Source organism: Pseudomonas sp. GM102 (assembly GCF_000282555.1).
In the GTDB taxonomy this organism is placed as follows: Bacteria; Pseudomonadota; Gammaproteobacteria; order Pseudomonadales; family Pseudomonadaceae; genus Aquipseudomonas.
The window spans coordinates 48,806-63,364 of sequence record NZ_AKJB01000065.1 but is presented as its reverse complement, the minus strand read 5'-3'; the positions used below and the strand labels follow the sequence as shown (position 1 = coordinate 63,364).

Genomic DNA, 14,559 nt, shown 5'->3' with positions numbered 1-14,559 from the left:
AAGCAGTCGTAAACCCGGCGAATGCGGTCTATCTGAACGACTGCGGTGGCTGATTTTGGGGCTGCTTCGCAACCCAGCGGGAGCAAGCTCCCTCGCCAAAAAATGCGTTATCCTTCGCGCCCTCAAATCTCCCTCGCTACAGGATCCACCTCATGAAAGCCGCACTCGTCGAACTCATCAGCAAAATCAGCTCCGGGTGCATGAGCGATGACGAAATCCTGAAAGTCGCTGACGAAGCGGCTCAGGCCTACGCCGATCCAGAGGTTTTTCTGGCGGCCAATCCGGACATCAACTACGACGACACCTTCCCGATCCCGTTGGGTGAGTGGGTGGTCGTCGGCAGCTTGCCGGAAACCGTATTGTTCCAGGCCGACACCTACATGGACCTGTTCGCGCAGATCGTCGCTTCGTTCGGCCCCGGCGTCGATTTCAACATCAAACCCAAGCAACTGGCCAAGACCGAAGCCCTCACGGCGCTCAATCGCATTCAGGTGCAGATGAGCAGCATGAACAAGGAAAACGGCGGTTACACGCTGATGAACTTCAGCCAGTTGCTCGACGACGACCTGCAAGTGGTGCTGGTCTACGGTAACGACGTGCCACGGGTGCTGGAGTTGTGCGCCGAAGTCGGCATCGCCGCGGCGCCCTCCCTGGAAGCCCTGAAAGTCGCGATCCACGTCTGAAGCCGTCTACGGCGCTAATAAAACGGAACCCTCGCAAGGCCCGACTATCCTAAGAGGGCATACCACTCTTCGGGAGCGTCACCATGGGTTCCACGTTCAACAGCCTGGTTGGCTTGATTATTCTTGCCCTCGACATCTGGGCCATCATCAACGTGCTTAAAAGTGGCGCCGAGACCGGGATGAAAATCATCTGGGTGCTATTGATCCTCCTGCTGCCGGTCCTGGGCCTGATCATCTGGGCCATCGCCGGGCCACGAGGCAATGTGCGGATCTGATTGGTTTCGCCTGCAACACTGAACCTGTGGGAGCGTGGCTTGCCCGCGATGCAGGCGCTGCGGTCTGTCAGCTGCAACGCGGCGATCCTATCGCGGGCAAACCACGCTCCCACAGGTTCTGTGTTTTTTCATGCCGACATGCGGTAATCCGTTGAACGATCAGTGAGGGGTAAAGTCCAGATAGAAGTAAGCCCACCCATGGGTTTTATCGAGGAGGCACCGATGCAAAAGTGGAAAATCACTTTCGTGGATGATCACGGTGAAACTGTGGACGAACTCTTCGAGTGCGAGGAATGCCCGAACAGCGAGCAAGCCGCCAAACTCATTCGCGCCCGGTGCCTGCCGGTCGCTGCCGAACTGGATCTCAATGATCTGGAGGGTCGTACCGCTGATCCGACCGTCAAAAGTCTGAAATCCCAGAACAGCATTGAAATCATCAGTATTACCCCGATCTGATACACCTCTTGTCACATTCACATTCACACCCAGACCTTGGCAGCACCTCTATCTTGGGGCTACTCTGCAAGCGAGATCAGCGAATGACTCGCTAAGGTCTGGTCTTGTCAGCTACATGCTTGTTTCCCGTCGGCAACCTCTGTTGCCGTATCGCTCTCACCAATCGGTTGAAAGTGCAGGGAATACGGAAAGTCTATCCATCAGTCTGAGGGGGACGTTTCATGAGCACAGCCTATCAAGAAGACATCAGCAGCAGCGTGCTGCGCCGCATGAAAGAAGGCGGTTTCGACTTTTCACGATTCCATCCCATCGAGTTCTACGCCATTTTTCCGGACGAGGAGCGGGCACGCAGGGCGGCAGGTCATTTTTGTGGTGAATCCTTGAATGCCCAGATCAGCGTGCGCGATGACGGCGCGTGGCATCTGGAACTGAGCAAAGTGATGTACGCCACCTATGACGGGATCGGCGACTTTGAGCAGGACTTCGAGGCGGTGGTCGAGCCTCTGGGCGGTATCATCGAAGGATGGGGCGTCAAGCAGGAGGTACGAGGGTTACTCGCATAACTTTATGAACAGTGACAACACTCAGCAACGGCTAACCTTTGGGTTGGCCGTTTTCGTTTGTGCGGTTTGCAAAGGCCAAAGATCGCAGCCTGCGTTCTCCTGTAGGAGCTGTCGAGTGAAACGAGGCAGCGATCTTTTGATCTGGGTTTTTGATTCATAACGTTTCAAAAAAACAAAAAAACCGCCTGAGCAGGCGGTTAAAGGGAAGTTCGGTAAGTTTCTCCAGCAAATGCGCGGATTATCCGCACCGCCCCCCGGGCAGTGAAATCAACTCTGGCTATGCTGCTGATAGGCGACAGCATTGCTTCGCCATGAAGCGGGGGCGATCAGGTTGGGGCATTTACCGCACAGGATTGGTGCGGTGCGTGCGGCGTCATTATCCAACTGATTGATATCAAAGCGTTTATGCCGATGGCACGGGCCTTGCGAAGGCCTGGATGTCCGGGTGACAAGGAGTACGGCATGATCCGCACCTATTTTGATGAGATGTACGACGCCGGCGGCCAGGTCCGCCCGCATTATCGGGAGTTTGCCCGTTGGCTGGCCGAAACGCCTGACGAGCTTTTGGCCCAACGGCGACGCGAGGCCGACCTGTTATTTCATCGTGCCGGGATTACCTTCACGCTCTATGGTGATGAGCAGGGGACAGAGCGCCTGATTCCCTTCGACACCATCCCCCGCAGCATCCCCGCCAGTGAATGGCGGGTCGTCGAGCGCGGCTGCATTCAGCGGGTCAAGGCATTGAACATGTTCCTTGCCGACCTCTACCACGAGCAGCGCATCATCAAGGCCGGCATCATCCCGGCCGAGCAAGTGCTGGCCAACGAGCAATACCAGTTGGCGATGCAAGGGCTGGATCTGCACCGCGATATCTATTCGCACATTTCCGGCGTCGACCTGGTACGCGATGGCGACGGCACGTACTACGTGCTCGAAGACAACCTTCGTACCCCCAGCGGCGTGAGCTACATGCTCGAAGACCGCAAGATGATGATGCGCCTGTTCCCCGAGTTGTTCGCCGCCCAGCGCATCGCGCCGATCGACCACTATCCGAACCTGTTGCTCGATACCCTGAAAAGCTCCAGCCCGATCGACAACCCGAGCGTGGTGGTGCTGACGCCGGGTCGCTTCAACAGCGCGTTTTTCGAGCATGCGTTTCTGGCCCGGGAAATGGGCGTTGAACTGGTGGAAGGCGCGGACCTTTTCGTGCGCGATGACAAGGTGTTCATGCGCACCACAGACGGGCCGAAAGCCGTCGACGTGATCTACCGTCGCCTCGACGATGCTTTCCTCGATCCACTGGCGTTCAACCCGGACTCGATGCTTGGCGTTCCAGGGCTGTTGTCGTCCTACCGTTCCGGCAACGTGGTGCTGGCGAATGCCATCGGCACCGGGGTCGCGGATGACAAGTCGGTGTACCCCTTCGTCACTGACATGATTCGTTTCTACCTGGATGAAGAGCCGATCCTGAAGAACGTGCCGACATGGCAATGTCGTAATCCCTCTGAGCTGTCCCACGTGCTGGCCAATCTTCCAGAACTGGTGGTCAAGGAAACCCAAGGCTCCGGTGGTTACGGAATGCTGGTGGGGCCAGCGGCGACGGCGGCGGAAATCGAATCTTTCCGCGAGCGGATCAAAGCCAAGCCCCACGCGTACATCGCTCAACCGACGTTGTCTTTATCGACCTGTCCGACCTTTGTCGAAAACGGCATCGCTCCACGCCATATCGACCTGCGTCCGTTTGTATTGTCTGGCCGCGAAACCCGGGTTGTGCCCGGCGGTTTGACCCGTGTCGCCTTGCGCGAAGGCTCCCTGGTGGTGAATTCCTCCCAGGGTGGCGGAACCAAGGACACCTGGGTGGTCGAGGATTGAAGGAAGCCTGCCATGTTAAGTAGAACTGCCTCGGATCTGTATTGGATGTCGCGTTACCTGGAACGGGCGGAAAACCTCGCACGGATGCTCGACATCAGTTATTCGCTGTCACTGATGCCACAGGATGGACGTGGCGATGGCTTGCACGAACTCGCCATGCCGTTGCTGATCACCGGCACTCTGGACGATTACCTGGAGCGCCACGGCGATTTGCACGCCGAACGGCTGCTGCATTTTTTCGCTCTGGATGCGGCCAACCCGGCGAGCATCTACAGCTGCCTCGGTGCCGCGCGAGCCAGCGCCCATGCGGTGCGTGGGCGAATCACCGCCGACATGTGGGAAAACATCAACGCCACCTGGCTGGAAATTCGCGGAATCGCCGAGCAGGGCTTGAGTCGCTACGGCATGAGCCGTTTCTGTGAGTGGATCAAGGAACGTTCGCACCTGTTCCGCGGCGCGTCCTACGGCACCATCATGCGTAACGACGCGTTCCGGTTCATTCGTTTGGGCACTTTTATCGAAAGGGCTGACAACACCTTGCGCCTGCTCGACGCCCGTTACGAAATGGCCGGCGATCAGGCCGAAGCGGTCCGCGACGGCACGGCCCACGCTTATTACCAGTGGAGTGCCTTGCTGCGGGCCTTGTCATCGTTCGAGGCCTATACCGAGATCTACCGCGACGCCCCTGGCGCCCGGCATGTGGCCGAATTGTTATTGCTGCGCGCCGACGTGCCGCGCTCCCTGCGGGCCTGCACCGAAGAAATCGACCAGATCCTCGCCAGCCTGCCGGGGGCCAACGGCCGTCCTGCCCAGCGCTTGGCGGCAGAAATGGATGCACGCCTGCGCTACACCGGTATCAACGAAATTCTCGACGAAGGCCTGCACGCCTGGCTGACCGAGTTCATCCCGCTGGTGCGCCAGTTGGGCAATGCCATACACAGTTCCTATCTGGAGGCTGCATGAGACTTTCCATTAGCCACGAGACCACCTATCACTACGAAGATCAGGTGCGGGCGAGCATCCAGTACCTGCGACTGACTCCCCACGACAGCGAACGCCAACACGTGCTCAGCTGGCAGCTCGATTTGCCACGCCCGGTGCGCGCGCAACTCGATCCGTTCGGCAACATTCTGCATGTGCTGACGCTGGACGAACCCCACGAGGCAATCATTATCGGCGCCCGTGGGCAGGTAGACATCGACGAGCTGCGCGAAGCCGAGCATGAAAGCCAGTCGGCGCTGCCGTTCCTGCGCTTCACGCGCCTGACCGAGGCCGACGAAGCGCTGCGTGCATTCGCCGAGAAGGCGTGCAAGCAGCGCCGGGATCGTACGGCGCTGATCGATTTGATGCATGGTCTGAACCAGCACATGACTTATACGCCGGGTTCCACTGAAGTTGACACCAGTGCCGCCCAGGCTTTCGCCGGGCGTTCCGGGGTCTGCCAGGACCACACCCATGCGTTTCTCGCCTGTGCCCGCAGCCTGGGCATTCCCTCGCGTTATGTGTCGGGGTATTTGTACAGCGAGAACAGCGAACACCTGGCCAGTCACGCCTGGGCTGAAGCCTGGCTGGATGACGCCTGGTACAGCTTCGACGTGACCAACGAACTGGCCCGCCCGGAGCGTCACCTGAAACTGGCTGTGGGGCTGGATTACCTCGACGCCTGCCCGGTGCGCGGCATGCGTCGTGGCGGTGGGGGGGAGCAGATGCATGCGAAGGTGTTGGTCTCGCCGACGCCAGCGCCGGTGATCTCAGTGCAACAGCAGTAACCTACCATCGATCGTTCCCACGCTCTGCGTGGGAATGCAGCCCGTGACGCTCTGCGTCACATCCAAAGCCGAACGCGGAGCGTCCGTGGAGGCATTCCCACGCAGAGCGTGGGAACGATCACTGACAGGAAGGATGTCTTCAGGGCTTCACCTTGCGCCCCGCCATGTGCTTCAAATACCCCACCAATAACTCCAGATCCCCCTCCGGCAACACCGTCGTCGCGAACGCCGGCATCTTCGCCTGTGGCCACTGACGCAAGCTCTGCGGATCACGAATGTAGCGTTTGAGGAAATCCGCGCCGAAGTACTCGGTCGGGTTGAACGGAATATTCAGGTCCGGCCCGAACTGCGCATCCCCCGCGCCATTGAGTCGATGACACGCCAGGCAGTTCTTCTGAAACAGCGCAAAGCCCTTGTTCACTGGATCGTCCGCCTTCAGCGCAGGGTCGGGCAGCAGGGCAGGGAAGCGCTCGGCCACCGGGGCCATGCGCTTGATGCTCGCTACTTCGAACGGCCATTGCTCGGGGCTGATATTGCCCGTTTGCGGATCGGTCCAGACCAGGTAAAACGGCCCCGCACTGGGCTTGCCCTCTGACAACGGTGGCCACGGCCTGGCCGGGTCTTCAATCGCCAGCCAGGCCCGCGCGCCTTGGGTATTGAGCAACGGTGCGGCGGCCAGTTCGGCGGCAAAACCGTCCAGGGCAACGGCTTGCAGATGATCGTCAGGCTTGATGCCCGTCAACAACGCCGCCAACGGCACGGCGCGATAGCTCATGTCCCGTTTGTAGGAAACGTCGTTAGTGATCGTGATGGTCTGAACCTGAGGATGCTTGAGCAATTGCTCGGTCTGCCAGGTGCGAGAACTCGCGCCCAGCTCAAGATTCAGCTGTGCGGCAGACAGAGGCATGCTGAGCAGCAAGGCCCAAAATAGAATGAGCGTTTTCAAGTGATCGCCGTCCATGTCGTGGAAGTGCCGCAAAGGTTGGCACAGCCACGCTGACCCGGGTAGCGAGCCAATTACATTTTTATCAGGCGAAATGAAAACCCTGATGCTCGATCAGCCAATCACCTTGGTCAGGTTCGGCAAAATCAACAACAGTGTAGTGGCGAATAGAATGAGCCCGGCTTGACGAACTTTCGATTGCTTGAACATGGCTTGACCGCCTTTTTTGTTATTTCCTGATGCCTGCCTGCCTATCTCCATGACGGCAGAGCGCTGCACTTCCTTGTAGGACGAGTGCCTCGGCAAAACCCGACGACAACTTCGTACAGGTTTACCTTAGGGCCCGCGTCACGATTGGCTTAGATCCATTTCGTATGTGCTGAGCACTCATCGCTTTTAAAAAGGCATGAGGCTTATGGCCAGCTTCTTGGGCGCCCGTTTGCTAGACAGCTTGGTGACGGGAATCGGTTTATCCGATAGCAGACTACCGTTCGTCTGAGCGTGACCGTCAACGCCAATGAGCGCTGTGGTCATTGAATCCACGGCTGCTCGGCATAAGGTGAGGGCATAAAGATCAGGGTCACACGGGACTCCTGCAGGAGCCGCCGAAGGCTGCGATCTTTTGATCTTCATTCACCATCAGGTTTCGAGGACGTCATGACCCAGGCTTTGATATTCGACGCGTTACGCACGCCCCGTGGTAAAGGCAAGGCCAATGGCGCCTTGCACAGCGTCAAGCCAGTGAATCTGGTGGCCGGATTGTTGACGGCGCTGCAGCAGCGCACGTCCCTGGACACCAGTCAGGTCGATGACGTGGTGCTCGGCTGCGTGACGCCCATCGGCGATCAGGGCTCCGACATCGCCAAGACCGCCACGCAGGTAGCCGATTGGGACGTCAGCGTGGCCGGCATGCAGCTCAATCGCTTCTGCGCGTCGGGTCTGGAAGCGGTGAACCTCGGTGCGATGAAAGTGCGTTCCGGCTTCGAAGACCTGGTGGTGGTCGGTGGCGTCGAGTCGATGTCCCGCGTGCCCATGGGCAGCGATGGCGGGGCTTGGGCGCTGGACCCGGAAACCAATTTGCACAACCACTTCACGCCCCAGGGCGTGGGTGCGGACCTGATCGCCACGATTGAAGGTTTCAGCCGTCAGGACGTCGATGCCTTCGCGTTGCACTCGCAGCAGAAGGCGGCGCGGGCGCGGGCGAATGGTTCATTCAACAAGTCGCTGGTGCCGGTGCAGGACCAGAACGGCATCATCCTGCTCGATCACGATGAGTTCATTCGTGCCGACTCAACGATGGAAGGCCTGGGCAAGCTCAAGCCGAGCTTCGAAATGATCGGGCAAATGGGCTTCGACGCCACCGCATTGCGGGTTTACAGCCAGGTCGAGCGGATCAACCACGTGCACACGCCGGGCAACAGCTCCGGGATCGTCGATGGCGCGGCGCTGATGCTGATCGGCTCCGAAGCGAAGGGCCGGGCGCTGGGCTTGCAGCCGCGAGCGCGAATCGTTGCCACGGCGGTCACCAGCACCGATCCGACCATCATGCTCACCGGCCCCGCGCCGGCGACCCGCAAGGCGCTGGCCAAGGCCGGGCTACGGGTCGAAGACATCGACCTGTTCGAAGTCAACGAGGCGTTCGCCTCGGTGGTGCTCAAGTTCATCAAGGACATGGCCATCGACCCGGACAAGGTCAACGTCAACGGCGGCTCCATCGCCATGGGCCACCCGCTCGGCGCCACCGGCTGCGCGATTCTCGGCACGCTGCTCGATGAACTGGAAGCCCGGCGTCTGCGCTATGGCCTGGCGACATTGTGTGTCGGCGGCGGCATGGGCATTGCCACCATCATCGAACGCCTCTGAGCCCTGACTTCAAGGAACATTGCCATGACCCAAGCCATCCGTTACGAAAAGGGCCAGGATCAAATCGTTGTCCTGACCATCGATATGCCGGGCCAGAGTGCCAACACCATGAACGCGGTCTACCGCGACGCCATGGCCACCTGCGTCGCCCGATTGGTCGCTGAAAAGGACGCCATTGCCGGCGTCATCATCACTTCGGCCAAGAAAACCTTCTTCGCCGGCGGCGACCTCAATGAACTGATCAAAGTCGGCAAACCCGAAGCCAAAGCCTTTTACGACATGGTGCTGATCCTCAAGGGTCAACTGCGCACCCTGGAAACCCTCGGAAAACCGGTGGTCGCCGCCATTAACGGCGCGGCACTTGGCGGTGGTTGGGAAATCTGTCTGGCGTGCCATCACCGGGTGGCGCTCGACAATCCGTCGGTGCTGCTTGGCCTGCCGGAAGTCACCCTCGGCCTGTTGCCGGGCGGCGGCGGGGTGGTGCGCATGGTCCGTATGCTGGGCATTGAAAAAGCCCTGCCGTATCTGCTTGAAGGCAAGAAAATCCGCCCGCAACAGGCGTTGCAGGCGCGGTTGATCGACGAGTTGGCCGCCGATCGCGATGAACTGATGGCCAAGGCGCGGGCGTGGATTGTCGATCACCCGGACGCTGTGCAGCGCTGGGACGTGAAGGGTTATCAGATTCCTGGCGGCACGCCGTCGGATCCCAAGCTCGCGCCGATGCTTGCTATCACGCCATCGATTCTGCGCAGCAAAACCCAGGGCTGCCTGCCCGCGCCGGAGAAAATCCTCTGTGCTGCGGTGGAAGGCGCTCAAGTGGATTTCGACACCGCGCACCTGATCGAAACCCGCTACTTCACCGAGCTGACCACCGGCCAGGTGTCGAAAAACCTCATTGGCACGTTCTGGTTCCAGCTCAATGAAATCAATGCCGGCGGCTCGCGGCCCCAAGGCATAGCGCCTTGCGTGACGAAGAAAGTCGGCGTGCTCGGCGCCGGGATGATGGGCGCGGGCATCGCGTTTGTCAGCGCATCAGCCGGCATCGACGTGGTGCTCAAAGACATCAACCTCGCCGCGGCAGAGAAGGGCAAGGCCCACTCGGCGACGTTGCTGGACAAGAAAGTTGCGCGTGGTCAGTTAACTCGTGAGCAGCGCGAGGATATTTTGGCGCGAATCCATGCCACCGAAAACGATGCGGATCTGGCCGGTTGCGATTTGATCATTGAAGCGGTGTTTGAAGATCGCGAACTGAAGGCCAAGGTCTCATCAGCCGCGCAAACCGTCGTCGGCCCGGACGCGGTTATCGCCTCCAACACCTCGACCTTGCCGATCAGCGGTTTGGCCACTGCCGTGCCGGACCAGACGAAATTCATCGGCCTGCATTTCTTCAGTCCCGTGGAGAAAATGCCGTTGGTGGAAATCATCAAGGGCGTCCATACCAGCGACGAAACCCTGGCTCGCGGTTTCGATTTCGTCCTGCAAATCAAGAAAACGCCGATTGTGGTCAACGACAGTCGCGGCTTCTTTACCTCGCGGGTGTTCGGCACCTTCACCAACGAAGGCATCGCCATGCTCGGCGAAGGCGTGAGCGCGCCGATGATCGAGACCGAAGCGCGCAAGGCCGGTATGCCCGTCGGACCTCTGGCGATCTCCGACGAAGTTTCCCTCAGCCTCATGAGCCATATCCGCGAGCAAACAGCGAAAGACCTGCGAGCAGAAGGGAAAACCCTGATTGAGCACCCGGCATTCGCCGTGATTGACTTGTTGCTCAAGGAGTTCAAGCGTCCGGGCAAGGCCGCTGGAGGTGGTTTCTACGATTACCCGGCCACAGGGCAGAAGCATTTGTGGCCAGAGCTGAAAAGCCGTTTCGAGAAAGCCGATGGGCAGATTTCACCGCAGGACATACGCGATCGACTGCTGTTCGTACAAGCCATCGAAACCGTGCGCTGTATGGAAGAGGGCGTGCTGACCTCGACGGCGGATGCCAACGTCGGTTCGATCTTCGGCATCGGCTTCGCAGCCTGGACCGGCGGTGCGCTGCAGTTCATCAATCAGTACGGCGTGAAAGACTTTGTCGCCCGCGCCCAATACCTGGCCGAGCAGTACGGCGAGCGCTTCACTCCACCTGCACTGCTGCTGGAGAAAGCCGCCAAAGACGCGTTGTTTTAAGGGGCGTTCTAAGGGACCGATGACGCGTTCCGGGGCTTGCCTTGCCACCGTGTTTCAAGGCAGGCTCTGGGGGTGTGCATTATTCCCTTCACGTGTCAGGTATTTTTTATGTCGTTACGCATCTGCATTCTGGAAACCGACATCCTGCGTCCGGAACTGGTCGATCAATATCAGGGTTACGGGCAGATGTTCCAGCGTCTGTTTTCGCAGCAACCCATCGCTGCCGAGTTCACCGTGTACAACGTGATGCAGGGCGATTATCCCAGCGATGACCTGACCTTTGATGCGTATCTGGTTACCGGCAGCAAGGCCGATTCCTTCGGCACCGACCCGTGGATTCAAACCCTCAAGACGTACCTGCTGAAACGTTATGAGCGCGGCGACAAACTGCTGGGCGTGTGCTTCGGCCATCAACTGCTGGCGCTGCTGTTGGGTGGCAAGAGCGAGCGGGCGACCCAAGGCTGGGGTGTCGGCACCCACAAATACAAACTCGCTGCCAAGGCGCCGTGGATGAGCCCGGTGAGGGAAGAACTGACGCTGCTGATCAGCCATCAGGATCAGGTCACCGCGCTCCCGGAAAACGCCACGGTGATTGCTTCGAGTGATTTCTGCCCGTTCGCCGCGTACCACATCAACGATCAAGTGCTGTGCTTCCAGGGGCATCCGGAGTTCATTCACGATTACTCACGGGCGTTGCTGGATATTCGTCAGGAAGCGCTGGGCGAGCAGATTTATTCGAAAGGTATGGCCAGTCTTGAACACGAGCATCACGGCACTACCGTCGCAGAGTGGATGATGCGGTTTGTGGCGCATAAGCCTGAGGGTGAGTCGGTTAAGCCTTGAAAGCTTCGCGGGCAAGCCTCGCTCCTACAGGGGGTTCGGTGCTCTTGTAGGAGCGAGGCTTGCCCGCGAACTGCGCAGACGCCTCGGTCTCGACTACAACCACCCCGACCGCTTGAAGCTCGTCCACAAACCGACGCACCCAACGGTGATAAATCCCAATACCCCGAAATACCCGTAATGCCAACTCAACTCCGGCATGTTCTCGAAGTTCATCCCGTAGATCCCGGCCACCGCCGTCGGGAACGCCAGAATCGCCGCCCACGCTGCAAACTTGCGCTGCACCACACTCTGGCGTGACGCCTCCAGCAATACCCCGACCTCGATGGTCTGGCTGGCAATGTCCGCCAGGGTCGTCAGGTCTTCCATCTGCCGCGTGACATGAATCTGCACATCACGGAAATACGGGCGCATGTTCTTGTCGATGAACGGAAAACTCAGCTTTTGCAGTTCCTCACCGATCTCCACCATCGGTGCCGCATACCGGCGCAAGCGCAATACATCGCGGCGCAGGCTGTGGAGTTTCTGGATGTCATGCTCGTTCAAGGAGCTGCGCATGACGTTGTGTTCCAGCTCATCGATCTCGGCATGGATCGCTTCACCCACGGGCTGATAGTTTTCAATCACGAAGTCGAGGATGGCATAGAGTACGAAATCTTCCCCGTGCTCCAGCAGCAGCGGCCGCGCCTCACAACGCTGTCGGACATAGGCGTAGGACGCTGAATGACCATTGCGTGCGGTAATGATGTAGCCTTTTCCGGCGAAGATATGAGTCTCGATGAACTCCAGTTTTCCTTCCTTGCGGACCGGCGAATACGTCACGATAAACAGCGCGTCGCCGAACGTCTCCAGTTTCGGTCGGCTGTGTTTTTCCAGGGCATCTTCGATGGCCAGTTCGTGCAGGTTGAACTGGCGTTGCAGGTTGAACAGCTCCTGGGCGTTCGGTTCTTCGAGGCCAATCCACACAAAGTGGCCAGGCTTGGCAGCCCAGGCAGCGCCTTCGTCGAGGGTGATATTGGTGACTTTTTTACCGGCGCTGTAAACCGCAGCAGCAACGACTCTACCCATGATGGTGATTCACTTCTTATTAGCTGCTTTCTATTGGTAAAGACTGGCGGTGCCAGTCAGGATTCAGCTTAACCTTGTCTGCTGCTTGAGAGTCAGCAAAATCCGTAGAGTTCGCAGGCAAAAGAAACCCGCACAGGGCGGGTTTCTTTCAGGCAGCTTGCAGTTGCCGATCCATCGAGTCGATGCACTCGCGCATCTGCTCACGGCACTGGGCAATCAGCATGGGCATGTCATCCAGGCTCAATCCAGCCGTAGGAATCGCCGGCAGCGAACGGATCAGAATCTTCCCACTGCGCCAGCGGTTCAAACGCATGTGTTTGACGTAACTGCTGACACACACCGGCACGATCGGTACCCCGGCGGCAATTGCCATCTGGAACGCGCCTTTCTTGAACGGCAGGAGCTCTTCACCGAGGTTACGGGTGCCTTCCGGGAAGACCCAGATCGAGGTGTCTTCATGCTGCAAGGTGCGAGTCGTGGTCAGCATCGACTGGCGTGCCTTGTGCGCATTGCCGCGGTCAATCAACACATTGCCGGCCAGCCAGAACAACTGCCCGAACAAAGGCACCCACTTCAGGCTCTTCTTGCCAATGCACACGGTACGGCGGGGCACCACGTTGCCGAACACAAACAGGTCGTAGTTGGACTGGTGGTTAGCAATGATCACGCAGCTGTCAGGCTTATCCATCAACGGCCCGACGTCTGCTTTCACCCGCAAACGCAAAATGCACATCGCCGGCCACGCATACAGACGCGCGCATAAACGGCTGTTGTCCGGATTAAACGGCCGGCATAGACCGAGGAATACTCCAAGCACGCCAGCCAGAATAAAGTGCAAGCCCATCAATAACATACGAAACACAAACAGCATTTAAAGGGCCCACCGGGACAAAAGGTGGCGCAGTGTACGGATGTGCACTATTTTCGGCAATTGCCGCTATAGAAGTGGGAGATAACCGATGTTTGAGCGCATGTTTCCGACTTATGGGTCAGAGGCGGTCTAGAGCGGTTGTAAGGTTTTAAACCATACACGTAAGAAAATGCCCGACACGACGGTCGGGCTTTTCGGTGTAACGCGTTCGGGCTTAACCCATATGCTCCTGATCCAGGATGATCGCGTTGTCCAGCGTCTCCAACAGCGCCTTGCGCACTTTCAGCTTGGTGTTCTTGTGGGCGATCATGTTGAGCTTCTTCAACTGACGAGCCGCCGCCAGCGCTGCGCCTTGCAGCTCTTCGGCCGACACCACCACATCAAGGAAGCCGGCATCCACAGCACTCTGCGGATTGAACATCTCGGCATTGATCACTGCACGATGAAACGCCGACTTGCGCAGACGATCACGCGCCAGCTCAATACCGGCGTGGTGCATGGTCATACCGATCTGCACTTCGTTCAAGCCAATGCTAAACGGGCCATCGACACCAATGCGGTAGTCAGCCGACAACAGAATAAACGCACCCTTGGCCACCGCATGCCCAGGGCACGCCACGACCACCGGGTACGGGTGCGACAGCAGGCGACGGGCCAATGTCGAACCGGCTGCCACTAGTGCTCTGGCCTCGTCAGGGCCGGCCGTCATCACCTTCAAGTCGTAACCGCCCGAAAAAATCCCCGGCTGACTGGTAATGATCACCACCGCCCGATCTTCCACCGCCCGATCCAGCGCAGCGTTAAACGCGACAATCACATCCGGCGAGATGGCATTGACCTTGCCATTGCTCAAGGTCAGGGTCGCGATACCGTCTTCGAGATGGTAAGAAATCAACTCACTCATGACGCCAATCCTTCTAATAAAGTAAGGCAGACGTTACCCACCGCCGTAGGCCAGGTAAAGCGCCATGACTGACCACCCGGTCACCCTTTTCCTCGCCCGGCAAGCGCTGCCTGCCACGCCAGCCGTGCATTCCCCTCTATATAGAAGAGGGTGCGAAGCCGGAGATTGGCGGGTTTGCCATGGCACGGCACTCGCCGGAACGACTAAATCGCTAACCGCATGAAAATTCTGCAAAAAAAGTTTGCCATCAGAAAAGCTTTCGACTACATTAGCGCGCCTCGAC

The 14,559-nt window shown here is 58.7% G+C and carries 14 protein-coding genes; 10 read left to right on the top strand and 4 right to left on the bottom strand.

The annotated features are described in order from the left end of the window. The first annotated feature begins 152 nt into the window (after nt 1–152). The 7 genes from PMI18_RS12240 to PMI18_RS12270 all read left to right on the top strand — a co-directional run bounded on the left by PMI18_RS12240 (nt 153) and on the right by PMI18_RS12270 (nt 5,618). Complete coding sequence (locus PMI18_RS12240; protein WP_007902199.1) at nt 153–683, top strand: hypothetical protein; 531 nt, start codon at nt 153–155, stop codon at nt 681–683. Nucleotides 684–766: 83 nt separating this feature from the next. Then, a complete protein-coding gene (locus PMI18_RS12245; RefSeq protein WP_007902193.1) occupies nt 767–958 on the top strand; it encodes a PLDc N-terminal domain-containing protein in 192 nt (63 codons plus the stop codon). A 222-nt stretch (nt 959–1,180) separates the two neighbouring features. Then, on the top strand, nt 1,181–1,414 hold the full coding sequence (locus PMI18_RS12250; RefSeq protein ID WP_007902191.1) for a hypothetical protein: 234 nt from the start codon (nt 1,181–1,183) through the stop codon (nt 1,412–1,414). Nucleotides 1,415–1,635: 221 nt separating this feature from the next. After that, complete coding sequence (locus tag PMI18_RS12255; RefSeq protein ID WP_007902188.1) at nt 1,636–1,977, top strand: ribonuclease E inhibitor RraB; 342 nt, start codon at nt 1,636–1,638, stop codon at nt 1,975–1,977. 462 nt (nt 1,978–2,439) lie between these two features. Then, nucleotides 2,440–3,849, top strand: coding sequence for a circularly permuted type 2 ATP-grasp protein (locus PMI18_RS12260; protein WP_007902187.1), 1,410 nt, complete (start codon nt 2,440–2,442; stop codon nt 3,847–3,849). A gap of 12 nt (nt 3,850–3,861) precedes the next feature. Further along, complete coding sequence (locus PMI18_RS12265) at nt 3,862–4,812, top strand: alpha-E domain-containing protein (RefSeq protein WP_007902184.1); 951 nt, start codon at nt 3,862–3,864, stop codon at nt 4,810–4,812. Further along, nucleotides 4,809–5,618 (top strand): transglutaminase family protein, encoded by an 810-nt coding sequence (locus PMI18_RS12270; RefSeq protein WP_007902182.1) that lies wholly within the window; start codon nt 4,809–4,811, stop codon nt 5,616–5,618. Before PMI18_RS12265 ends, PMI18_RS12270 begins: the two co-directional genes overlap by 4 nt. Nucleotides 5,619–5,757: 139 nt before the next feature. Here PMI18_RS12270 and PMI18_RS12275 read toward each other — a convergent pair whose 3' ends face one another. Further along, nucleotides 5,758–6,579, bottom strand: a complete 822-nt coding sequence (locus PMI18_RS12275; protein ID WP_007902180.1) for a c-type cytochrome — start codon at nt 6,577–6,579, stop codon at nt 5,758–5,760. A gap of 639 nt (nt 6,580–7,218) precedes the next feature. Between PMI18_RS12275 and PMI18_RS12280 the strand changes: the two genes are divergently transcribed. The 3 genes from PMI18_RS12280 to PMI18_RS12290 all read left to right on the top strand — a co-directional run bounded on the left by PMI18_RS12280 (nt 7,219) and on the right by PMI18_RS12290 (nt 11,436). After that, nucleotides 7,219–8,424, top strand: a complete 1,206-nt coding sequence (locus tag PMI18_RS12280; RefSeq protein WP_007902166.1) for an acetyl-CoA C-acetyltransferase — start codon at nt 7,219–7,221, stop codon at nt 8,422–8,424. A gap of 24 nt (nt 8,425–8,448) precedes the next feature. Further along, nucleotides 8,449–10,593: a 3-hydroxyacyl-CoA dehydrogenase NAD-binding domain-containing protein gene (locus tag PMI18_RS12285; RefSeq protein ID WP_007902164.1), complete on the top strand. Its 2,145-nt coding sequence runs from the start codon at nt 8,449–8,451 to the stop codon at nt 10,591–10,593. A 108-nt stretch (nt 10,594–10,701) separates the two neighbouring features. Further along, nucleotides 10,702–11,436 (top strand): amidotransferase, encoded by a 735-nt coding sequence (locus PMI18_RS12290; RefSeq protein WP_007902162.1) that lies wholly within the window; start codon nt 10,702–10,704, stop codon nt 11,434–11,436. A 93-nt stretch (nt 11,437–11,529) separates the two neighbouring features. Here the strand turns inward: PMI18_RS12290 and PMI18_RS12295 are convergent, their stop codons facing one another. The 3 genes from PMI18_RS12295 to PMI18_RS12305 form a co-directional block, all read right to left on the bottom strand. After that, nucleotides 11,530–12,501, bottom strand: coding sequence for a magnesium and cobalt transport protein CorA (locus tag PMI18_RS12295; protein WP_007902160.1), 972 nt, complete (start codon nt 12,499–12,501; stop codon nt 11,530–11,532). A gap of 148 nt (nt 12,502–12,649) precedes the next feature. Further along, nucleotides 12,650–13,372 carry a lysophospholipid acyltransferase family protein gene (locus PMI18_RS12300; RefSeq protein ID WP_007902158.1) on the bottom strand — a complete coding sequence of 241 codons (723 nt, stop codon included), beginning with the start codon at nt 13,370–13,372 and terminating at the stop codon, nt 12,650–12,652. A gap of 214 nt (nt 13,373–13,586) precedes the next feature. Continuing rightward, a complete protein-coding gene (locus PMI18_RS12305) occupies nt 13,587–14,276 on the bottom strand; it encodes a crotonase/enoyl-CoA hydratase family protein (protein ID WP_007902156.1) in 690 nt (229 codons plus the stop codon). Nucleotides 14,277–14,559: the final 283 nt, after the last annotated feature.